The following is a 19402-nucleotide window of genomic DNA, read 5'->3' as shown; positions in this document are numbered from 1 at the left end:
CCCGCACGACCTTCCGCGCCGTTCGGCGGACGCCACGGCCCGGCCCACATCCGCACATCCCGAACGGAACCACGCATGTCTGAAGTACCTGGTCTCGACACCGTCGCCACGGCGCTCGACACCCCGGACACCCACCAGCCCTACGCCGAGCTGGGCATGGCCAAGGACGAGTACGAGCGGGTCCGCGAGATCCTGGGCCGCCGCCCCACCTCCGCCGAGCTGGCGATCTACTCGGTCATGTGGAGCGAGCACTGCTCCTACAAGTCCTCCAAGGTGCACCTGAGGCAGTTCGGGGAGAAGGCCCCCGAGAGCGACGCCCTGCTGGTCGGCATGGGGGAGAACGCCGGTGTCGTGGACGTGGGCGACGGCCGCGCCGTCACGTTCAAGATCGAGTCGCACAACCACCCCTCCTACGTGGAACCGCACCAGGGGGCGGCCACCGGGGTCGGCGGCATCGTCCGCGACATCCTCACCATGGGGGCCCGCCCGGTCGCCGTGATGGACGCGCTGCGCTTCGGCCCCGCCGACGCCGACGACACCAAGCGCGTGCTCCCCGGGGTGGTCTCGGGCATCTCCTTCTACGGCAACTGCCTGGGGCTGCCCAACATCGGCGGCGAGATCGGCTTCGGCGCGGGCTACCTCGCCAACCCGCTGGTCAACGCCCTGTGCATCGGTGTGATGCGGCACGAGGACATCAAGCTCGCCCAGGCTCCGGGCCCGGGCAACAAGGTGGTCCTGTTCGGCTCCACCACCGGCCCGGACGGGATCGGCGGCGCCTCCGTGCTGGCCAGCGCCAGCTTCGACGACGAGTCGCACGCCAAGCGCCCCAGTGTGCAGGTCGGCGACCCGTTCATGGAGAAGCTGCTCATCGAGTGCAGCCTGGAGCTGTACGCCCGCGACCTGGTCGTGGGCATCCAGGACCTGGGCGCTGCGGGCGTGTCCTGCGCGACCACGGAGCTGGCCGCGGGCGGTACCGGCGGTATGGACATCCAGCTCGACCGCGTCCCCCTGCGCGACCACCGGCTCACGCCCGAGGAGATCCTCATGAGTGAGTCGCAGGAGCGCATGATGGCGGTGGTCGAGCCCGCCAAGATGGACGAGTTCCTCGCCATCTGCGAGAAGTGGCAGATCCTCGCCACGGAGATCGGCGAGGTCACCGAGGTCACCCCCGAGGAGGCCGAGCGCGGTGGCCGCCTGGTGATGACGTGGCACGGCGAGACCGTCGTGGACATGCCGCCGCGGACCGCCTCCGACGAGGGCCCGGTCTACCAGCGCCCCTACGCCCGCCCCGCCGAGCAGGACGCGCTCCAGGCCGACGACGCCGCGGCGCTGCCCCGCCCGGCCGACGACGCCGAGCTGCGCGACCAGCTGCTCCGCGTGCTGGGCGCCCCGGGTGTGGGCGACCCCACCTGGGTCACCCAGCAGTACGACAGCTACGTGCGCGGCGACACGGTCGTCTCGACCCCGCACGACGCCGGGATGATCCGCGTGTCCGACGACTCGCACCGCGGCGTGGCCCTGTCCACCGACGGCAACGGCCGCTACACGCGCCTGGACCCCTACGCGGGCACCCAGGCGGGCTACGCGGAGGCGTTCCGCAACGTCGCCGCCACGGGCGCCCGCCCGCTGGCGGTCACCAACTGCCTCAACTTCGGCTCACCCGAGGACCCGGGTGTCATGTGGCAGTTCGCCGAGGCCACGCGCGGCCTGGCGGACGCCTGCCAGCAGCTGGGCACCCCGGTGACCGGCGGCAACGTGAGTTTCTACAACCAGACCGGCGACGTGGCGATCAACCCCACGCCCGTGATCGGCGTGCTCGGCGTGATCGACGACGTCCGTCGGCGGCTGCGCTCGGCCTTCGACACCGACGGAGCCGCGGTGTTCCTGCTGGGCCGGACCCGCGCCGAGTTCGGCGGCTCGGCCTGGGCCGACGTGGTCCACGGCCACCTGGGCGGGCTGCCGCCCCGGGTGGACCTGGCCGCCGAGGCAGCGCTGGGCGAGGTGCTGGCCACCGCCGCCGACCGCGGCCTGGTGACCGCCGCCCACGACCTGTCCGACGGCGGCCTGGGGGTCGCGCTCGCCGAGTCGGCGCTGCGCGGCGGCCGGGGTGTGCGCGTGGCGGTGGACGGCGACGCGTTCACCGCCCTGTTCAGCGAGTCCGGCGCCCGGGCCGTGGTCGCGGTGGCGGCCGAGCACGCGGACGCGCTCCGCGCGCTGGCCGCCGAGCACGGCGTGCCCGTCGCCGAGATCGGCGCGGTGGGCGGCGACGCCCTGGTGGTCACCCACCCGGGCGGGTCCGTCGAGGTGTCGCTGGAGGACCTGCGCACCGCCTACGAGTCCACGCTGCCCGCCCTCATGGACGGCGTGTAGGACCCGTGGACGACCGGAGCGGGGGCACCCACCGGGCTCCCCCGCTCCGTCGTGTCAGCCGACCTTCAACTGTTCGTCGCCGAAGTCCGCGACGATGACCAGGGTCCCACCCAGTGCCGTGACGTAGCGGTCGAGGACGTCACGCGTGGAGAGGTCGCCCGACTCGATCTGGGAGACCCGAGCGACCGACACTCCCATGCGCTGCGCGACCTCGGCCTGGCTGAGCCCCCGGTGCTTGCGCATCTCGACCAGTCACCAGGCACGAGCCTCGTCCCGGAGGCGCGCCACACCGGCCTCGAACGCCTCGACACCTCCAGCGGTCTCGATCGCCCGTTCCAGGTGACCGCTGTCCCGCCACCGCCGGTGAACATTCATTCGCACATCCCCTCCACCCCTGACGCGGGCTCCAGACCTGACGTGTCGGCAGGGCAGCGTTCACACGGTGAGCAACGGAACATGCGCGCCAACGGAATCGGCGATCTTCGCGATGTCACCGGGATCGGAGGTGACGACGGTGGCTCCCGTGTCCATGGCGGCCAGCACCACCATGGCGTCCACCACGTCGCGGGTGCCGGACATCCCCAGCAGCTTGCCGACGCGCCGCGCCATTGTCTCGTCGAGGCCGACGATCTCGCAGCAGTTCACGACCTGAGCCATCCCCGCCTGGCGAGGCCCTCCGCGCCAGATTTGAGCCAGGACCACCATCGGCAGCAGTGGTTGCCGTCCCGCGATGAGCTCCTGTCGGCACATCCCCCACACAGCACCTCTGGGGCGGGCCTCCGCCGAACGGAGGGCACCCGCGTCCAGTAGGACGCCTCGCGGCCGCAACACCGTCACTCTTCGCTCTCCTCGTCCAAGCCGTCAAGGTAGGCGAGCGCCGCCTGATTGGCCTGTGCGTCCTCGATCGGGACCGGGCTCCCGATTCCCGTGGCCTGAATCGCCTCCCGGACCCAGGCCTGTGCCTCCTCCGTGGGTTCACCGTGCTCGGCGAAGTGCTCTTCGAGAGCGATGCGCGCCTCGTCCAGGGCCGCCTCTCTACGAGCGGCACCGTCCAACCATCGGGACAACGGGATGCCCGCGCGACCGGCCGCGCGACGGGCCCGCTCAAGGGTCTCGGAGTCGAGGGACACGGACAGCTTCTCAGCAGACATGCCCCCACCATAGCTCCACCGGTAGCACCAGAGTAGGAACATTGGGATTCGCAGCGACGACGAGGCGGGCCTGTTCACCCTCAGGCCACCCGGTGCTCCCACTCTCCGAACGGCGAACGCACGTGGCACACCCGACTCGGCGGGCTGACCTCCAGGGAGAACGCCGTCACGTCCACCCCGTCGACACCCTTGAGGGTTACGTACGCCTTCCCGAGCCGTTCGATCAGGTCCTCCCGACCGCCGCTGTGCGTCGTGCCGTCCGGCCACAGGTAGGCCCACGACCCGTCCGGGGTACCGAGGTAGACCATCCAGCCGTGCCCGCCTTCCCAGGGGCGCACCCCCACTCCCAGACGCACCCCGGGCAGCATCAGCATCAGGGGTGTCATCAGGTCGGATTCGAGGAGTTCGTCGGAGGTGAGGACGAACCGTGACACCTCCTCGGGCTCGCGGTCCACTCCGGGGAAGGGCGCCGCACCGGGCCGCTGGGTGCGGTTGGTCATGAACGACGCCTCCCGGACGAACGGCCCACGGGCGCACGTCCATCCGGCCTTGGTCAGGGCCACCACGGGCGTGCTGTCGGAGGTGCGGTCCGGGGTCCACGGGGCGACGATGGCGGCCTCCGGCCCGACCCGGTCGAGCCAGTCCACGGGCACCTCCGACACGGCGCAGGTGGCGATGAGCGCGTCATAGGTGTCCGGGTCAGGGGTTGCGGAACCGGTGATGACCCGAACGCCCGTTCCGGCCAGGCGTTCCTGGGCGGCGGAGGCCATGTCCGGGTCGATCTCCACGCTCGTGACCGCCCCCGTGGGGCCGACCAGTGTGGACAGGATCGCCGCGTTCCAGCCCGTGCCGGTGCCGATCTCCAGCACCCGCGCCCCCGGCCTGATCCTCGCGGCGGCGATCATGTCCGCCATGAGCTGGGGCGCCGAGGACGACGACGTGGCCCAACCCTTGACGGCGGGGTCGGCCTGCGTGATCACCGGTTCGTCGGTGTAGACGAGGCTCGCCCACCGGTCAGGGTCGGTGTCGACGTCAACGGGGGGCTGCGTGGGTCGGACCAGGATCCGGCCGGGGATGTAGCGGTGCCGGGGGTGGGCGGCGAACGCCGCCCGGATCTGCTCGGGGGTGTCCAGATCGGCGACGAGCGCGTCGTGCTGATCGTTGAGGTTCACTTCTTCTTCTCTCCGGTCCCGTTGCAGTCGGAGCAGGTCACGATCTCCTCGTCCTTACCCCACCCCTTCTTCTTGCCATCGCTTTGGATGACGAAGGTTCCCTGACCGTCGCAGGATCCGCACTTGGCCATGGTGTCCTCTTCTCTATCGGTGTTCGTGGTCGTGTTCGGTGGCGACGTCCGCCCAGCGGGCTCGGTCCATCCGCAGGGCGTTCGCGAGGGCTTCGTTGGTCGTGGAGTGCCGTAGCCCGCAGACCCGGGTGAGGTAGCGGTAGCACTCGTCCCAGCCGCCCTCCCGGCCGTCCACGAGCCAGCGGGAGTTTCCGAGGTAGGCGACCGCGTGGCGGGTCATGGCGTCGCCTCCGACCGGGGGCGGGGCACGTACCGGGTCAGGTGCAGGCGCGCGCCCAGGACTTCGAGGGTGTCGGCGCGGACGACGTCGTCGGCGTCGGGTCCGTGCACGGCGGTCCAGGCGGGGCCGCCGTCGGAACGGTGTGCCCCGTGCACGGCGGTGGTCGCCGTGGTGAGGCACACCGCGTCTGGGGCTGGGCGTGCTCGACGTGCGTGCGGTCGGGCGCGGTCCTGGTCGATCTCGACGTGATCTGACGGGTACACCCATGCGACGGGACCCCGGACACCCTGTCCGGGGTTCCTTGTCGTCGGATTCCCCAGCATCTCGGGCACACCGCCGGATAGGCTCCCGGGCCATGGACGAGACCGCACCTGAAGAGAGCCGTCCCACCCACCGCATGGACCTGATCCGTACCGCCGACGGGGTGAGCGTGGGCTGGATCTCCCTCGACCCACGCTTCGATGATCTCGACGTGCCCGATCATCTCGACCTGGACGCGGTCGCCGGACGCCTGAGTCAGACCATGATCGACTTCGGCTACGACCGCGTCCGGGTCGACGGCACCGAGGCCGAGTTCACCCAGTCCCTGAACCGTGCGGTGTGGGGACTGGAGCTGCTGAGATCCCACAGCAACCCGAGCGTGGCCATGTCCCGCCACGTCCACGTGGACCTGGCCACGGGCAGCGCCAGCGCGATGGGGTAGAAGACACGAAGGGACCCCTCCCACTACGCCTGGGAGGGGTCCCTTACTGCGCTCCGAGTCCTACCGCGTCACGCTCGCCAGAAGCGCCGCCCACTCAGACGAGGGGAACGGCAGGTGCCCGGCCTCGCGGTTCTCGGTGTCGCGCATGTCCACCGATGTCATGTCCGATGAACGTGCCTCGACGCAGGCACCCCCCTGGGTGTTGCTGTAGCTGGACTTGTGCCAGTCCTTGCCGATCATGACTCTTCCATCTCCTTCTTGATCTTCTCGATGAGTCCCAGGGATTCGGGCACCGGAAGCGCCACCCCCTTCAACTCACTCCACACCGCCATGTATCCGTCGGTGACCTCGCGGTCGTCCCGTGGATCACTCGTGTACCGCGACTCGGTGTAGGCGACCATCCCGCGTTCGGGCACTGTGAACAGGATGAAGCCCCCGTCCATCCCGGGGTGGAGTGTGGACCCCATCGGGATCACCTGGATAGTGACCCGAGGGAACTCGGACATGTCCAACAGGTGGCCGAGCTGGTCACACATGAGCGCCACGGAGCCGATAGGCCGACGAAGAACATGCTCCTCGACGATGAACTGAGCAACCGGACCGACGTCCCCCGTGATGAGTCGGGACCGTTCGCGCCGACCCGTCACCAGCTTGGACACCTCGTTCGGGCTCAGAGTCGGGTTGCCCTGCTGGGTGATCTCGCGGGCGTAGCCCTCCGTCTGGAGGAGTCCGGGCACGGACATCGGGTTGTACTCCCGGCTCTCCGATGACTCCGCTTCGGTCGCCACGACATCGCGAAACCAGGCGGCGTAGGCGTTGCGCGTGGTCAAACTGTGCCACAGCCTGACGAGCGCTCCCCCCGTGCTGAGGGCGGAGTCCAGGCGTTGCAAATCGTCCGTTTCGGGAAGTCGTTTACCGCGCTCCCACGCGCTCACGGTGTTCTGCTTCCGGAGTACCGCCTTACCCAACTCGTATTGGGAAAGCCCAGCGTGGTCCCGCCATCGGCGGATCTCACGCCCGATCCTCTCCTTGATCAGCCGGTCGTTCGCGCTCATATGACTACGGATAGCACGGCCATAGCGCACCCCACCACGCCCTAGTCAAGGCTGGTACCGCTTCGTGCTATCCCCTGTACGGTCCGCGCTCACGCGTTGACGATGAAGGGCATGCAGACGTGGACCCGCAAGCCCGCAAGAGCGCTTCGCCGCCATGACATCGTGCTCGTCGGTACCGGGCACCTCCGCGTGGTCACCGCCGTGGAGCCCGGCCCCGAACCCGGCTTCGTGAACCTTCGTTTGGGGAGTGCCTGGTACCGCTACCCGGCCGGTCAGTTGGTGGTGGTGGACGGTGGCAGGAGGTGACCCCGTGGTCGGCTATCTGGGAAACGGGGTCTGGCGCGTGGGCGGCGTGGCCGGAAACTGGCACACCTGCCACACCCACCTCACGCGTCAGTACGGGATGCGGCACTCCGAGGCGAACGCCGTTCTCGCGTCTGCCTCACGGACGGGAAGCAGGACACCTATCATCCGGAAGGGACACTGAGCATGGCCACCTGCGACACCCGTAAGTGAGTTCGACATGTAAAACGGGCAGGTTCTGCCCTGACCCTCATGAGTTCTTCTGCGAAGGAGTTGCTATGTCCGGTGAGGTGTGCGGAGACTGCGGCAAAGAGATGAGCGACTGCACCTGCGAGGGCGTCGGAAACCCCAGCTACTAGCGAGCAACGGTGTACCAAACTACTGACACAGCGTGGAACGCAGAAACCCTACGGCGAGTGGAGATCTCTCGGGATGAGATTCTCGACGAGGTCGAACGCCGCCTCGGGGTGCACCTGGACCGCGATGGCCAGACTCCAGGTAACAGGAATCCGTCCATAGGCATGCCGACACTGGGTCGAACCTGGGTTCGGATCAACTGGTATGAACCAGACAAGATCTTCCCTCGGGAACTCAGTGGTCTGGAGACGTCCCTTGGGATCAAGGGTGTCCCACGCCCCGAATTCGTCCAAGCGTGTCACTGGGCGCACTCAGGTGTCATCTTCCGGGCTGAGGAGATGACGCTTGCCGACGGTCCGGTAGCTTCCCCCCGTTCCCTGCCGACCCAGCCCCCGGACGTGGACGAACAGTGGTGGGAGGATCTGTCACAGGCGCTGAAGAACCTGTCCCAGGTGAAGACCAACCGGATATCACTACCCCCAGCACCCATCAACAGGGAGATCAAGGAATTCACGGGGCTGGAGCTGGACACTCGTATCTCCGAATGGGTTACCGGACATGGTGACCTGCACTGGGCCAATCTCACCGCTCCGCGCCTGTGCATTCTGGACTGGGAGTGCTGGGGCAGGCTGCCCAGGGGAGCAGATGCGGCGACACTGTGGGCCTGCTCCATCTTCGTTCCCGAGTTGGCCGAAGAAGTACAGCGTCGTTTCCATGACGATCTGTCCTCCCGGGACGGGAGGATCTGCAAACTGTGGATCTCCTACAAACTCCCGTTGGCTGATCTAGAGGAGACACACGGACCAGAACACCTCGACCGGCTCCGCTCGGCTCAGATGGACTTGATCGAGTCCTTGTCCTGAGCTTGCCCCGACCCCCGGCCGCTGTGCTTGAGTTCTAGCAGTCGTTGCAACACCCCACTTCTGAAGGGGTGCGATGGACGGCGGCGAATTGGCCTACAGACACCGCACCGCCCCGGATCACCGTCCGGGGCGGTGCGCCCGAGTGGATTCGCCGACATCAGAGAACACGAGAACGGCGCGGAGGTGCGCGACACCAAGCACCGCGAACTCGGCGCACTGGCCTTTGACACCGACCAGTGGGTCACGCTGATCGCCAGCGTGACCCGCTGACACCCCGACCGGTGCCCCCTGGACGGTCCCGTCCACGGGGCACCGGTGTGTCCCACTCAGCCGGAACCGACGTCGAAGGCCGCCCAGACCTGGGTGAAGTAGCCCGACCACTCCGGGAAGGCGTGGCAGCCCCAGTCGGCGGCCAGGCTCTCCACCAGGAGCAGGCCGCGCTGCCCCTCGGCGAGGTCCCACTCGTCGGCGGTGCGCTCCGTGGGAATGCGGGGGCTGTTGGGCCCACCGGGATCGCTGACCGTCACGCGCAGCGTGCGCGGGTCCGTCAGGCACATCGTGCGGACGACCTCGCCGCCCGGGCCGGCGTACTTGGCCGCGTTCGCCACGAGTTCGCTGACCACGAGTTGGACGGTGTCCACCAGGTCCGGGTCGAACCCGACCAGGTCGCGGCCGAGGTCGGCACGGACCCTGGCGAGTTCGGACAGGTCACCGGCGTAACCGCGGTAGGGCCACCAGAGGCCGGGCAGGATGATGTCCAGGGTGCTCACGCCGCCACCGCCCCACACCGCCGGACCCGCTGGTCGTTCCAGACGCGGACCAGCGCGGCGAGCTCGTCGAACTCGCCGGGCCGGGGCTCCACGGGGGCGGCGAGCAGGTCGCCCGGGGGTGGGGGCTGCTTCGGCATCCAGGCGTGCAGGCGAGCGGTCGCCTCGGCCTGGACCCGGTCGAGTTCGCGCTCGTGGGAAGCGTAGTAGGGGCGGACGAGGGCGATCTCGTCGGCGGGGAAGTTCTCACGCGGCGGCGCCAGACACGGCGCGTGAACGGGCGCGGGCTTCGGGGCGGGAGGCGTGCTGGCCTCGACCGGGGCGGGCACCGGCGCGTAGCGGCGGACCCGGGTGGAACGGCGACGGCGGGCGGCGGCCGAGTGGCGACCGCGAGCGGGGGTGAACAGCGCCTTCACGTACGCCGCGAGCAGGGCGAGGAAGGCAGCGCTATAATCGCGCATGCTGGCAATCCTTGTCTTAAAGGTTTGAGTTGCTGGCCACGACCCCGGGCGATCTTCAATCGTCGCGGGGTCTTCCGAGTTTTTGGTTGTGTTGGTTAGAAGGGTAGGGGATGGGAGGGACGGAGGCGAACTTTTTCGTGAGGGAATTCCGAAAAAGTTCGACCCATCGGACGCCACCCCAGTTCATGCCCCCTGTTTGAAATGGACGTTCCCCCTCTCGAATGCCGCCGGAAGAATTCCATCAGTCCGAATTGAAGGGATTTACTGAGATATCTGAAACACGGCTGTGCGGGCTCCGCCGTGCCCCGGCTGGGTAGGGGTGGGGGAAGGGGGTGACGCGCGTGCGGGTGGAGTCCCCCACCAGGAGCAAGGGCACCGCCCCGCGCTGGCTGCCCCTGGTACCGGTGACCGCCGTGGTCACAGCCCTCGCGGCGACCGGTGTCCTACCGATCTGGCCGGGCCTGGTCCACCTCGTCGCGCTCCCGCCCCTGGACCTCTTCGGCGACCTGCGGGTCCTCCTGACCACGACCACCGGACCCGTGCTGTTCACCCTCTTCCTGGCCCTGATGACCGGTGGGCTCACCCGCGAGCGGCTGGCCCTTGCCGCCGCCTTCTACGGGGTCCTGCTCCTGCCCACGCTGCTCGCGGCCGAGGCCGTGTACATCGCGGGCACCCTCCTGTACGCGCGCCTGTTCTGGGGCGGGGTCGTCTCGGTCGCCGTGCTCGTCCTGGCGTTCGCCCCGCTGCCCTGGCGGGCGGGTCCACGGATCCGGGACACCCTGGCCCGCGCCTGGCGCGACGGCTTCCGCGTCGGTGTGACGCTGCCCTACGGCTGCGCGGTGGTCGGGGTCGGCGCGCTCGCCGACCTGTTCCCGGGGCTGACCCTCGCACTCGTCCCGGTCTCGGCCGCCGCCACCGCCGTCGCCGTCTCCGCCCTGGCCCGCCCCGCGCGGCCCGGGGGCCCGATTCGCCTGGGCGCGGTCGCCGTGGCGTTCGCCCTGCTGGCCTGGGCGTGGGTCGCCACACGCGGCACCGACCCGCCCGAACCCGACCGACCCGCCCGCCCGCCCCCGCGAGGGATCGGTCCTGATCATGTCCGGCATCGACTCGCGCTCCGGCGCCGGGACCGCGTTCCGGACCCGCACCGACCTGCTCGGCTACGACTGCGACCAGACCTCCTACTTCTCCTACGCGGGCCCCGGGTCGGCCAACCGCGGGGCGAGGCGCTGTGCCCGATCCGGACCGGCGCCCCCTACGTCAGCGCCCACACCCAGCGGCCGGTCGACGAACAGGTCCGGGCGTTCGCGGAGCAGACCGAGGACCTGCCGCGCCCGCTGGTCGTGGTGGGGCACTCGCAGGGAGCGTGGATCGCGTGGAAGGCGGTGGCCACCGGCGCGGCTCCCCGGGTGGACGCCCTCATCCTGGTGGGCCCCTTCCTCGAGAGCACCGGCGGCTACCGGCCCATCGGCGAGCCGGGTCCGGGCCGCCCCGCGTCGGACCTGCTCCAGGTGCTGACCCCCCTGAGCCGCACGGCCGACTTCACCTTCGACCCCGACTCCCCCGCGGGCTACGCACTGCTGGGCACCACGGAGGCTCCCAGTTCGATCCTCGCTCTTCCTCTGCCGGAGCACACGCGTTCGCTCAGCGTGGTCTCCACCGTCGACCTTCCGCTCATGCCCTCCGGGTGGCGGCTGCCGGTCGACCGGAACGCCTGCCCGGTACGCGCACCGCACGCAAGCCTGCCGACCAGCGCCGCCTTCCGCGAGGAGGCGAACCGGTCCCTCGACGGCGCGCCCGCCCCGCACTGTCCGCTCCTCCGCGACTGGGGCGGCCCGGCGGCCCGGCCCTTCGGCGGCCCGGTGCTCGACGTGACACCCCGGCCCGAGGAGGAACCGCGTCCGGATGGGTAGGGGTGGGGTGCGGGGCCCGTCGAGCGGGGCCACTGCGTCCGCCCGACGACGCACCGGTAGAACGGACACGGACGGTGCGAGGGGAGGACACCATGCGGCGGGGAAGTCTGAAGGGTCCGCTGGGCAGCCACGACCGGCCCGCGAGCGCACTGGGGTTCCGCATGGTGTTGGCGGTGTTCGGGGCCCTGATCCTGCTGGTGGGCGTGGTCACCGCGGCGCTGCTGACGGACGAGGCGTGGCTGCCCGTGCTGCTCGGCGCGGGGTGCGCGGGCGCGTGCGTGAACGTGTACTGGGTGTACCGGAGGCTGCGCTACGAACGCCCCCGCCACTGAGCGGTGCGGGGAGGGAGGGACCGCCCTCCCCTCCCTGGGCTCACCCCGGACGGCCGTGCGCCGCGGGCTCGGCGGCCTCCCACGGGCCCGGGGTCGCCCTGGCCCCGAAGAAGTCGCCGCCCTTGCTCCTGACGTCGTCGGTGCCCCACGCCTCGTCCCGGCCGACCTCACGCAGACGGGGGATGTGCTTGCGGCAGTGGATGTAGGCCTCCTCGACGTGGACGACGACCCACACGAGCGCGCGTTGCCCGGGCACCTCCGGTGTCGGGAGCGTGGGGACGTGCTTGCGGAGCTGCTCGTCCTCCACGACCCGGGCGCGGCCGTTGACGTGCAGCCCGATCCGGTCGTGCAGGAAGTCGAGGAACATCAGGCCGATGTGCGGGTTCTCCGTGATGTTGCCGAGGCTGGCGAACACGCCGTTGCCCCGGTACTCCGGGTAGGTGACGGTGTACTCGTCGATCGTGTGGACGAAGCCGGGCGGTCCCGCGCGGAAACTGGAGTCGCACTCGCCCTTCCCGTCCGAGGTGGCGATGAACAGCATCTGCTGGCGTGCGACGAACTCGCGCATCCTCGGGTTCAGATGGTCGAGCATCTGGTCCTGGTAGAAGCGGTCGGCCCGGTCGGTGGTGCCGAGAACCGTCTGCACGTGGCGTTCGCCGTCCGTGCCGGGGGTGCGGTGGTCGTGTCCGGTCATCAGGATCCCTTGTGGACTGTCAGGCGTTGAGGGCGGTGGCGGGCGACGGGCGGGCGAGGTGAGCCGCGAGCGAGGAACGAGCGGCAGGCGACGCCGGAAGAAGGAGCCGCGCCGCAGGCGTCCGTTGAGGGCGGTGGCGGGCGACGGGCGGGCAGCACACCGCCTCCCGGGCCCCCGAACCCGGTCCCGAGCGCAGCGCAGGACCACGACGAACACGGTCAGCGCCGGGAGCGGACGTGCCGGGCCCCGGCCCGCCCGCCGTTCGCCGCGTCCTCGGCTCCGGCCAGCATGTGGGCGGTGATCCACTCGTAGACCAGGACCCAGGCCGAGCTCATGGAGGAGGTCCAGGTCGGGGAGACCTCGCTGACGGCGCGCACCAGGGCGCGGCCGACGTAGGGGTAGTGCTCGGGCCTGACGCCGAGTTCCCGGTGGTGCTGGGCGCCGAGCCGGCGCAGCTCGTGGGCGACCTCGTCGGGGGTGTCGAGGTACTGGACGACCTGGAGGAGGGCCTGGGACATCCGCCTCTGCTGGGGTCGCAGGTCGTCGGCGAACATGGCCCGCACCCCGGGGGCCATCTCGAAGAGGTTGCGGTAGAAGCACTCGGCCAGCCGTGTCGATCCGGACGGCAGTTCCGAGCAGGACCGGCGGACGGCCTCGATGACCGACTGGTCGGGGAGCGGTACTTGGGAAAGCGAGCGGGGAGGCATGGAGTTCCAAGTGGTGTCGGTGACAGGTGCCGGACCACTGGGGGAGCGAACGTCGGTACGCGAGGTCCGGGGAGGGGTCGCGGCGGTGATCACCGCACCGTCGCGACCACGTGCGCCGGTTGGGGCGCGGGGGGCTCGTGCGACTCGGCGCGCGGCGGTCCGCGCATGTCGGAGGGGCCCGGGAACGTGGTCCGGGAACACCGGGGGATGGCTGGTTCTCCGCCGTCGGATCGCCTGCCGCAGAGGCGGTCGTACTCTAACAGAGACATTCCGTTGGCACGCCGTTACCAAGAACAACACCCGTGACCAGCCATGACGTACGACGGTGGCCGGGGCAGGTCGTCCCCGCCCCGGCCACCGGTCCGGCTCAGCGCCCCTCGTACCCCTCGGGGATCCAGTCGCGCCACACGTCCGGGTTCTCGTCCACCCAGATCTCGGCCGCCTCGGAGGGGTCGAGCCCCTCGTCCGCGATCATCCTCGCCACGGCGTTCTGGTCGGCGTTGGACCACCTCCAGTTGTCGAGGAACTGGTAGGCGGGGTCCCCCGTCTCCACGAACCCGGTCCGGAAGATCTTGTTCAGCTCGTAGGTCGGGTAGTCGCAGTCGACGTACTCCAGGTCGGCGTCGCACCCCTCGTAGTACGGCGGGAAGTCCACCTTGACCAGGTCGAGCTCCTCCTGGAGCCACTGCGGGTCGTAGAAGTAGAAGAGGACCGGCTCCTCGTCCGCGTACCGGCGGCGGACCTCGGTGATCTGGGCCGCCTCCGACCCCGCGTAGACGATCTCCAGGTCCAGGTCGAACGCGTTGATCATCCCCTGGTCCTGCGTGACGAACCCGGGCGCCCCGGCGAGGAACTCGCCGCTGTCACCGGTCTGGGCCGTCCGGAACAGGTCGGTGTGCTCCTTCAGCCCCTCCACGGTCGTGATCTCCGGGTACTCCTCCGCCAGGTAGGCGGGGACGTACCAGCCGATCACGCCCTCGTTGCCGTTGGGGCCGCCGTCGACGACCGTGCCCTTCCCGTCGGGGCCGTAGAGCTCCATGAGGCCCTCGTGGCCCCAGTTCTCCACGATGACGTCCAGTACGCCCTGGTCGAGCGCCTGCCACGAGGGCTGCTCGTCGACCCGCATGAGCTGGACCTCGTACCCCATCTCCTCGCGGAGGATGTAGGCCAGCACCTCGGCGCTCGCCTCGTACCCCACCCAGCCGTTGACGGCGATCCGCACGCTGTTGGGGTCGCGGGCCACCTGGTCCGTACGCACCGCGCAGGAGCTGACCGCCAGCACGGCCAGGACCGCCGCGAACAGGCGGATCAGGGCGCCCTTCCTCATGAACCTAGGCACGGGGTGCCCTCCTTCCCTGCGTCACGCGGTCCAGGAACAGTCCGAGGCAGACGATCGCCAGGCCGGAGGCCATACCCAGGCCGAACTGGTTCTGGGCCAGGCCGAACACGACGCCGAAACCGAGCGCACCGGCACCGACCAGCGCGCCCATGACCACCATGGACAGCACGAGGATGATGCCCTGGTTGACCGCGAGCAGCAGCGACCCCCGTGCCATCGGCAGCTCCACCTTGGTGAGCAGCTGCCACTTCGTGGACCCCTGGGAGAGCCCGGCCTCCAGGGTGTTCGCCGGTACCCCGCGGATACCGTCGTTGACCAGCCGGATCACCGGAGGCAGGGCGAAGACGACCGCCGCGACCAGGGCCGGGACCGGGCCCAGGCCGAAGAAGGCCACGGCCGGGATCAGGTACACGAACGGCGGCAGGGTCTGCATCGCGTCCAGGATCGGCTTCAGGATCGTCGCGAACACGTCGCTGCGCGAGGCCAGGACGCCGATGACCACGCCCAGGGCGATCGTCACCAGCGCCGCGACCAGGACCTGCGCCAGGGTGTTCATCGCCTCGGTCCACACGCCGAGCAGCCCGACCACGACGAAGGACACACCCGAGACCACGGCGGTGCGCGCCCCGGCGAAGATCCACCCCAGCGCGGCGGCGACGAGCACCACCAGCCACCAGGGCGACCCCGTGAGCACGGCGGTCAGCGGGTTGATCACGACGTTCTGGGTCACGGTGCCCAGGGCGGCGGTGAAGCCGCCCGCCACCGACTGGAACCACGCGTTGAACGCGTTGATCGGGCCGCTGATGTCGATCGCCAGGCCGCGCGGCCACCCGTCCACGCCGAGGAAGCGCGCGACACCGACCGAGGCGATCACGGCCGCCAGACCGGCGCCGAGCACCGGGAGGCGGAACCGCGGCGCGATCTGCGGCGTGTGCGCGCCGTGCCCGACCGCGCCCGTCACCCGGTCCATCGCGATCGCCAGCATGACGATCGCGACACCGGCCTGGAACGCCTGCCCGACGTTGACCTTGGCCAGCGCCTGGTAGATCGCGTCACCGAGACCGCCCGCGCCGATGACCGAGGCGATCACGACCATGGAGACCGCGAGCATGATGGTCTGGTTGACGCCCAGCAGGATGGTGCGCCGCGCCATCGGGAGCTGCACCTTGGTGAGGATCTGCCAGGGGGTGGAGCCGAGCGACGCCGTCGCCTCGATCGCCCCCTTGTCGACCTCGCGGATGGCCAGGGCCGTGATCCGCACCGCGGGCGGCATCGCGTACACCGCCGTCACCACGACCGCCGCCGGGTTGCCGATACCGAAGAGCAGCACGAACGGCAGCAGGTAGGCGAAGGCGGGCATGATCTGCATGAAGTCCAGCACCGGCCGGATGCCCCGGTAGAACCGTTCGCTGCGTCCGGCCAGGACGCCCAGCGGGAAGCCGACCAGCAGGGCGGCCAGGACCGAGGTGATGATCAGCGACAGCGTGGTCATCGACTCGTTCCACAGCCCGGTCAGCGCGAACACCGCGAACGTGACCAGCACGAGCAGGGCCACCCGCCATCCGGCGATCCGCCAGGCGGCGAGCGTCCCGAGGACGGTGACGCCCGCCCAGGTGAGGAAGTCGAGGATCTGGTTGATCAGCACGACCGCCGACCCCAGACCCACCGAGACGTAGTTGAACCCGTACAGGAACAGCGGGCTGTCGTTGCGGTTCAGGACGATCCACAGGTAGAGGTCGTCCATCCACGCCATGAACCGCTCCCCGACGGCGGTCGGGAAGGGGCCCGACCACCCGGGGTTGCCCAGGGCGGCGCTCACCCAGTACCCGGCGACGAGCACCGCGACCGCGATGACCGCCTGGAGCCAGGTCCACGTCAGAGGAGCCCCGCCGGCGGCGTTCCCGGTGGTCTGGCCGGAGTCCGACCTGGTCACCGTGGCCATGTCACCCACCGTCCCCGGTCGGGGCCGGACCGCCGTGCCCCTTGTAGCCGCTGGGGCCGTTGTATCCGCCCTCCTCGGGAGGGGCGGAGGACTCCGGTGCGGCGGCCGCACCTCCCGCCTCCTGTGCCGAGGCGGTCCCGGACTCCTCCGCGGCACCGGTTCCGGTGCCCCCGCCGGACGCCGGGGCGGTCCCGCCCGATCCCCCGTACGTCGGCTGCCCGTCCCCGGGCTCCTCGCCGACCTCCTCGACGGCCTCCTCCTCGATGGCCGCGGCGACCGTGGCGTCGGCCAGTTGGTCCTCGGCGATCGCGCGCAGCACGTCGTCGCGGCCCACGTACCCGAGGAAGACGTCCCCGTCCATGACCCGCACGGGCGCCGTGGTGGCGGCCAGCATCGGCAGCACCTCAGCCAGGACGGTGCGCGCCTGGCAGACCGGACCGTCGGTGCGTTCCTCGGGGAACGCGTCGCGGACCAGCCACCGTGCGGTGAGCACCGTGGTCCGGGCGACGTCCGAGGTGAAGTCGGCGACGTAGGCGTCGGCCGGGCGGCCGACCACCTCCTCCGGCGTGCCCACCTGCACCAGCTCGCCGTCGCGCATGATGGCGATGCGGTCGCCGAGCTTGAGCGCCTCCTGGAGGTCGTGGGTGATGAACACCGACGTCTTGTCGAGTTCGCGCTGGAGCCGGATGACCTCGGCCTGCATGTCGCGGCGGATCAGCGGATCCAGGGCGCTGAACGGCTCGTCGAACAACAGGACCTGCGGGTCGACGGCGAGCGCGCGGGCCAGGCCGACCCGTTGCTGCATACCGCCGCTCAGCTGGCTCGGGCGGGAGTCCTCGTAGCCGGTCAGGCCGACCATATCGATCATCTCGCGGGCACGGGCGTGGCGCTCGGGGCGCGGCATCCCGCGCACCTCCAGCCCGTAGGCCACGTTGTCGATGATCCTCCGGTTGGGCAGGAGCCCGAAGTGCTGGAAGACCATCGCCATCTTGTGGCGGCGCAGCTCCCGCAGCCGCTGCGGGCTGGCCTCCTCGATGTCCTCGCCGTCGAGCAGGATCTGGCCGGCGGTCGGTTCGATCAGGCGGGTCAGGCACCGGATCAGGGTCGACTTGCCCGACCCGGACAGTCCCATGACCACGAAGATCTCACCGGGGCGGACGTCGAACGACACGTCGCGCACGGCGACGGTGCAGCCGGTCTCCTCCCTGATCCGGTCCCGGTCCGCGCTCTCCAGCTCGGTACCGATGACCTTGTCGGCGTTCTTCCCGAAGATCTTCCACAGGTTGCGGACCGAGAAGGTGACGTCGGATCCGCCGCTGCGCGGACCGGCCGCGTCGGCCGTCTGCGTACTCATCAGGCCCCCTCCTTCCTGGCGACACGGTCGGCGCGGATCAGGTCCGCGGCACGTTCACCGAGCGCCAGCACCATGACCATGGGGTTGGGCGTGGGCAGCGTCGGGAAGACGGAGGCGTCGGCGACCCGCAGACCCCGCAGGCCCCGTACCCGCAGCCGGGGGTCGACCACGGCGGTGTCGTCGTCGGCGGCGCCCATCTTGCAGGTACCGGCCGGGTGGTACACGGTGTGCGCGGCGCGGCGCCCGTACTCGGACAGCTCCTCGTCGGTCCGGACCTCGGGGCCGGGGGCGACCTCGCGCTTGATCCAGGAGCGGAAGGGCTCGGTGGCGGCCACGTCGCGCGCGATCTTGAGCCCGTCGACGATGGTCCGCTCGTCGTAGCCGTCGGGGTCGGTGAAGTAGCGGAAGTCCAGCGCGGGCTTCACCTTCGGGTCGGAGCTGGTCAGGTACAGCTTGCCGCGCGAGCGGGACCGGGGGATGTTCGGCGTCATGCACACCGCGTAGCCGTCCGCGGGGGACTCGTAGCCCAGTCGCTTCGTGTTGTCGTCGAAGGGGATCTGGTAGATGTGGAACATCAGGTCCGGGCGCGGGTCGCTCTCGTCGCGGCGGACGAACAGGGCCGCGTCGGAGTCCATCACCGTCTCCCGCGGGACGGGGCGCTCGGTCTCCCACATGATGATCGACTCGGGGTGGTCGAGCAGGTTCTCCCCGACGCCGGACAGGTCGTGGCGGGCCTCGATGCCCACCGAACGCAGCTCCCGGGCGTCGCCCACACCGGAGAGCATGAGCAGACGCGGGCTGTCGACGGCACCGGCGGCCAGGATGACCTCCTGGCGGGCGTTGACGGTGACGCGCTCACCCGACTTCAGGGTCGCGCTGACACCGGTGGCGCGGTCGCCGTCGAAGACGATCCGGTCGACCCAGGTCTCCAGCATGACCGTGAGGTTGTCGCGCACGCCCATGATCGGGTGCAGGTAGGCGACGGAGGCCGAGGAGCGGTTCCCGGTGTAGGGGTCGTAGGCGATGGACAGGAAGCCCGCGCCGTCGGCGAACCCGCCGCCGTGCGAGGTCAGGGCGTTGAAGTCCTCGACGACGGGGACGTCGGCCGCCTCGGCGGCCGAGGACACCCAGTCCTTGACCATGGCGTTGCGGTCCTTCTCGGCGACCGGGACGATGTTGCACTTGATCCGGTCGGCGTAGGACTGGACGGTGGCGTTGTCCCAGCCCTCGGCGCCCATGGCGACCCACTCGTCCAGGTCCTCGGCGAACGGCCGGAAGCTGATGAGCGTGTTGTGCGAGGAGCATCCGCCGAGCACGCGGGCGCGCGAGTGCAGGATGTGGGAGTTGCCGCGCGGCTGCTCGGTCGTGGTGTAGCCGTAGTCGAGGTCGCCGTCGAGTACGCTCAACCAGTCGCGGAGCTTGATCACGTTCTCGTGGTCGCGGTCGTCCGGACCGCCCTCGATGACGCAGACGGTGGTTCCGGGGTCCTCGGTGAGCCGGTTGGCGATCACCGAACCCGCGGTCCCACCTCCCACGATCACGTAGTCGTAGGTGCTCTGGTTGTCGGACAC

24 protein-coding genes and 1 pseudogene are annotated in these 19402 nt (G+C 70.1%); 7 read left to right on the top strand and 18 right to left on the bottom strand.

The genetic code is table 11. From position 1 onward, the window contains the following. Positions 1-75 precede the first annotated feature (75 nt). Complete coding sequence (purL, locus tag ACTVAJ_RS25830; RefSeq protein WP_470390867.1) at positions 76-2370, top strand: phosphoribosylformylglycinamidine synthase subunit PurL; 2295 nt, start codon at positions 76-78, stop codon at positions 2368-2370. Positions 2371-2424: 54 nt separating this feature from the next. Here the strand turns inward: purL and ACTVAJ_RS25825 are convergent, their stop codons facing one another. From ACTVAJ_RS25825 to ACTVAJ_RS25790, 8 genes are all read right to left on the bottom strand, one after another. Continuing rightward, entirely contained in the window at positions 2425-2613 is a 189-nt protein-coding gene (locus ACTVAJ_RS25825) for a helix-turn-helix domain-containing protein (protein ID WP_470390866.1), read from the bottom strand. A 9-nt stretch (positions 2614-2622) separates the two neighbouring features. Continuing rightward, the gene (locus ACTVAJ_RS25820; RefSeq protein WP_470390865.1) at positions 2623-2745 is read right to left on the bottom strand and encodes a hypothetical protein; all 123 of its coding nucleotides are present in this window, start codon (positions 2743-2745) and stop codon (positions 2623-2625) included. A gap of 60 nt (positions 2746-2805) precedes the next feature. Then, positions 2806-3027: a hypothetical protein gene (locus ACTVAJ_RS25815; RefSeq protein ID WP_470390864.1), complete on the bottom strand. Its 222-nt coding sequence runs from the start codon at positions 3025-3027 to the stop codon at positions 2806-2808. 176 nt (positions 3028-3203) lie between these two features. Beyond that, complete coding sequence (locus tag ACTVAJ_RS25810; protein WP_470390863.1) at positions 3204-3521, bottom strand: hypothetical protein; 318 nt, start codon at positions 3519-3521, stop codon at positions 3204-3206. An 80-nt stretch (positions 3522-3601) separates the two neighbouring features. Next, positions 3602-4693 carry a methyltransferase domain-containing protein gene (locus ACTVAJ_RS25805; RefSeq protein WP_470390862.1) on the bottom strand — a complete coding sequence of 364 codons (1092 nt, stop codon included), beginning with the start codon at positions 4691-4693 and terminating at the stop codon, positions 3602-3604. Continuing rightward, positions 4690-4824 (bottom strand): hypothetical protein, encoded by a 135-nt coding sequence (locus tag ACTVAJ_RS25800; protein ID WP_470390861.1) that lies wholly within the window; start codon positions 4822-4824, stop codon positions 4690-4692. Before ACTVAJ_RS25800 ends, ACTVAJ_RS25805 begins: the two co-directional genes overlap by 4 nt. A gap of 13 nt (positions 4825-4837) precedes the next feature. Continuing rightward, the gene (locus ACTVAJ_RS25795) at positions 4838-5044 is read right to left on the bottom strand and encodes a hypothetical protein (protein WP_470390860.1); all 207 of its coding nucleotides are present in this window, start codon (positions 5042-5044) and stop codon (positions 4838-4840) included. Next, a complete protein-coding gene (locus ACTVAJ_RS25790) occupies positions 5041-5307 on the bottom strand; it encodes a hypothetical protein (RefSeq protein ID WP_470390859.1) in 267 nt (88 codons plus the stop codon). Before ACTVAJ_RS25790 ends, ACTVAJ_RS25795 begins: the two co-directional genes overlap by 4 nt. Positions 5308-5399: 92 nt before the next feature. Here ACTVAJ_RS25790 and ACTVAJ_RS25785 point away from each other — a divergent pair, with 92 nt between their 5' ends. Next, the gene (locus ACTVAJ_RS25785; protein WP_470390858.1) at positions 5400-5747 is read left to right on the top strand and encodes a hypothetical protein; all 348 of its coding nucleotides are present in this window, start codon (positions 5400-5402) and stop codon (positions 5745-5747) included. 60 nt (positions 5748-5807) lie between these two features. On the opposite strand, the gene ACTVAJ_RS25780 is transcribed toward ACTVAJ_RS25785, so the two are convergent. Together ACTVAJ_RS25780 and ACTVAJ_RS25775 are read right to left on the bottom strand one after the other, a co-directional pair. Next, positions 5808-5987 (bottom strand): DUF397 domain-containing protein, encoded by a 180-nt coding sequence (locus ACTVAJ_RS25780; protein WP_470390857.1) that lies wholly within the window; start codon positions 5985-5987, stop codon positions 5808-5810. Continuing rightward, positions 5984-6802 (bottom strand): helix-turn-helix domain-containing protein, encoded by an 819-nt coding sequence (locus ACTVAJ_RS25775; protein ID WP_470390856.1) that lies wholly within the window; start codon positions 6800-6802, stop codon positions 5984-5986. The genes ACTVAJ_RS25780 and ACTVAJ_RS25775 overlap by 4 nt, the downstream gene beginning before the upstream one ends. A 111-nt stretch (positions 6803-6913) precedes the next feature. Between ACTVAJ_RS25775 and ACTVAJ_RS25770 the strand changes: the two genes are divergently transcribed. The 3 genes from ACTVAJ_RS25770 (at position 6914) to ACTVAJ_RS25760 (ending at position 8595) form a co-directional block, all read left to right on the top strand. After that, positions 6914-7108: a hypothetical protein gene (locus tag ACTVAJ_RS25770; RefSeq protein ID WP_470390855.1), complete on the top strand. Its 195-nt coding sequence runs from the start codon at positions 6914-6916 to the stop codon at positions 7106-7108. 413 nt (positions 7109-7521) lie between these two features. After that, positions 7522-8325: a hypothetical protein gene (locus tag ACTVAJ_RS25765; protein ID WP_470390854.1), complete on the top strand. Its 804-nt coding sequence runs from the start codon at positions 7522-7524 to the stop codon at positions 8323-8325. 132 nt (positions 8326-8457) lie between these two features. Beyond that, the gene (locus tag ACTVAJ_RS25760; RefSeq protein ID WP_470390853.1) at positions 8458-8595 is read left to right on the top strand and encodes a DUF397 domain-containing protein; all 138 of its coding nucleotides are present in this window, start codon (positions 8458-8460) and stop codon (positions 8593-8595) included. A gap of 56 nt (positions 8596-8651) precedes the next feature. On the opposite strand, the gene ACTVAJ_RS25755 is transcribed toward ACTVAJ_RS25760, so the two are convergent. Continuing rightward, complete coding sequence (locus tag ACTVAJ_RS25755) at positions 8652-9095, bottom strand: ATP-binding protein (RefSeq protein WP_470390852.1); 444 nt, start codon at positions 9093-9095, stop codon at positions 8652-8654. Beyond that, a complete protein-coding gene (locus ACTVAJ_RS25750; RefSeq protein WP_470390851.1) occupies positions 9092-9553 on the bottom strand; it encodes a hypothetical protein in 462 nt (153 codons plus the stop codon). The genes ACTVAJ_RS25755 and ACTVAJ_RS25750 overlap by 4 nt, the downstream gene beginning before the upstream one ends. A 332-nt stretch (positions 9554-9885) precedes the next feature. Here ACTVAJ_RS25750 and ACTVAJ_RS25745 point away from each other — a divergent pair, with 332 nt between their 5' ends. Together ACTVAJ_RS25745 and ACTVAJ_RS25740 are read left to right on the top strand one after the other, a co-directional pair. Continuing rightward, positions 9886-11463: a hypothetical protein gene (locus ACTVAJ_RS25745; protein ID WP_470390850.1), complete on the top strand. Its 1578-nt coding sequence runs from the start codon at positions 9886-9888 to the stop codon at positions 11461-11463. 92 nt (positions 11464-11555) lie between these two features. Beyond that, the gene (locus ACTVAJ_RS25740) at positions 11556-11795 is read left to right on the top strand and encodes a hypothetical protein (RefSeq protein WP_470390849.1); all 240 of its coding nucleotides are present in this window, start codon (positions 11556-11558) and stop codon (positions 11793-11795) included. Positions 11796-11835: 40 nt separating this feature from the next. Here the strand turns inward: ACTVAJ_RS25740 and ACTVAJ_RS25735 are convergent, their stop codons facing one another. The 6 genes and pseudogenes from ACTVAJ_RS25735 to ACTVAJ_RS25710 all read right to left on the bottom strand — a co-directional run bounded on the left by ACTVAJ_RS25735 (position 11836) and on the right by ACTVAJ_RS25710 (position 19402). Continuing rightward, a complete protein-coding gene (locus ACTVAJ_RS25735; protein WP_470390848.1) occupies positions 11836-12489 on the bottom strand; it encodes a pyridoxamine 5'-phosphate oxidase family protein in 654 nt (217 codons plus the stop codon). A 218-nt stretch (positions 12490-12707) separates the two neighbouring features. Next, positions 12708-13196, bottom strand: a complete 489-nt coding sequence (locus ACTVAJ_RS25730; RefSeq protein WP_470390847.1) for a globin domain-containing protein — start codon at positions 13194-13196, stop codon at positions 12708-12710. A 367-nt stretch (positions 13197-13563) separates the two neighbouring features. Then, the gene (locus ACTVAJ_RS25725) at positions 13564-14523 is read right to left on the bottom strand and encodes an ABC transporter substrate-binding protein (protein ID WP_470390930.1); all 960 of its coding nucleotides are present in this window, start codon (positions 14521-14523) and stop codon (positions 13564-13566) included. Between the two features lie 4 nt (positions 14524-14527). Then, positions 14528-16477: an ABC transporter permease gene (locus tag ACTVAJ_RS25720; RefSeq protein WP_470390846.1), complete on the bottom strand. Its 1950-nt coding sequence runs from the start codon at positions 16475-16477 to the stop codon at positions 14528-14530. A gap of 190 nt (positions 16478-16667) precedes the next feature. After that, positions 16668-17831 (bottom strand): annotated as a pseudogene (locus ACTVAJ_RS25715) (quaternary amine ABC transporter ATP-binding protein); the annotation flags it as partial. Continuing rightward, the gene (locus ACTVAJ_RS25710; RefSeq protein ID WP_470390845.1) at positions 17831-19402 is read right to left on the bottom strand and encodes a GMC family oxidoreductase; all 1572 of its coding nucleotides are present in this window, start codon (positions 19400-19402) and stop codon (positions 17831-17833) included. The gene ACTVAJ_RS25710 and the pseudogene ACTVAJ_RS25715, both read right to left, overlap by 1 nt.

It is taken from the genome of Nocardiopsis sp. KDC1DS13DA1 (genome assembly GCF_055632325.1).
This window is presented reverse-complemented; position numbering and strand designations above follow the sequence as displayed.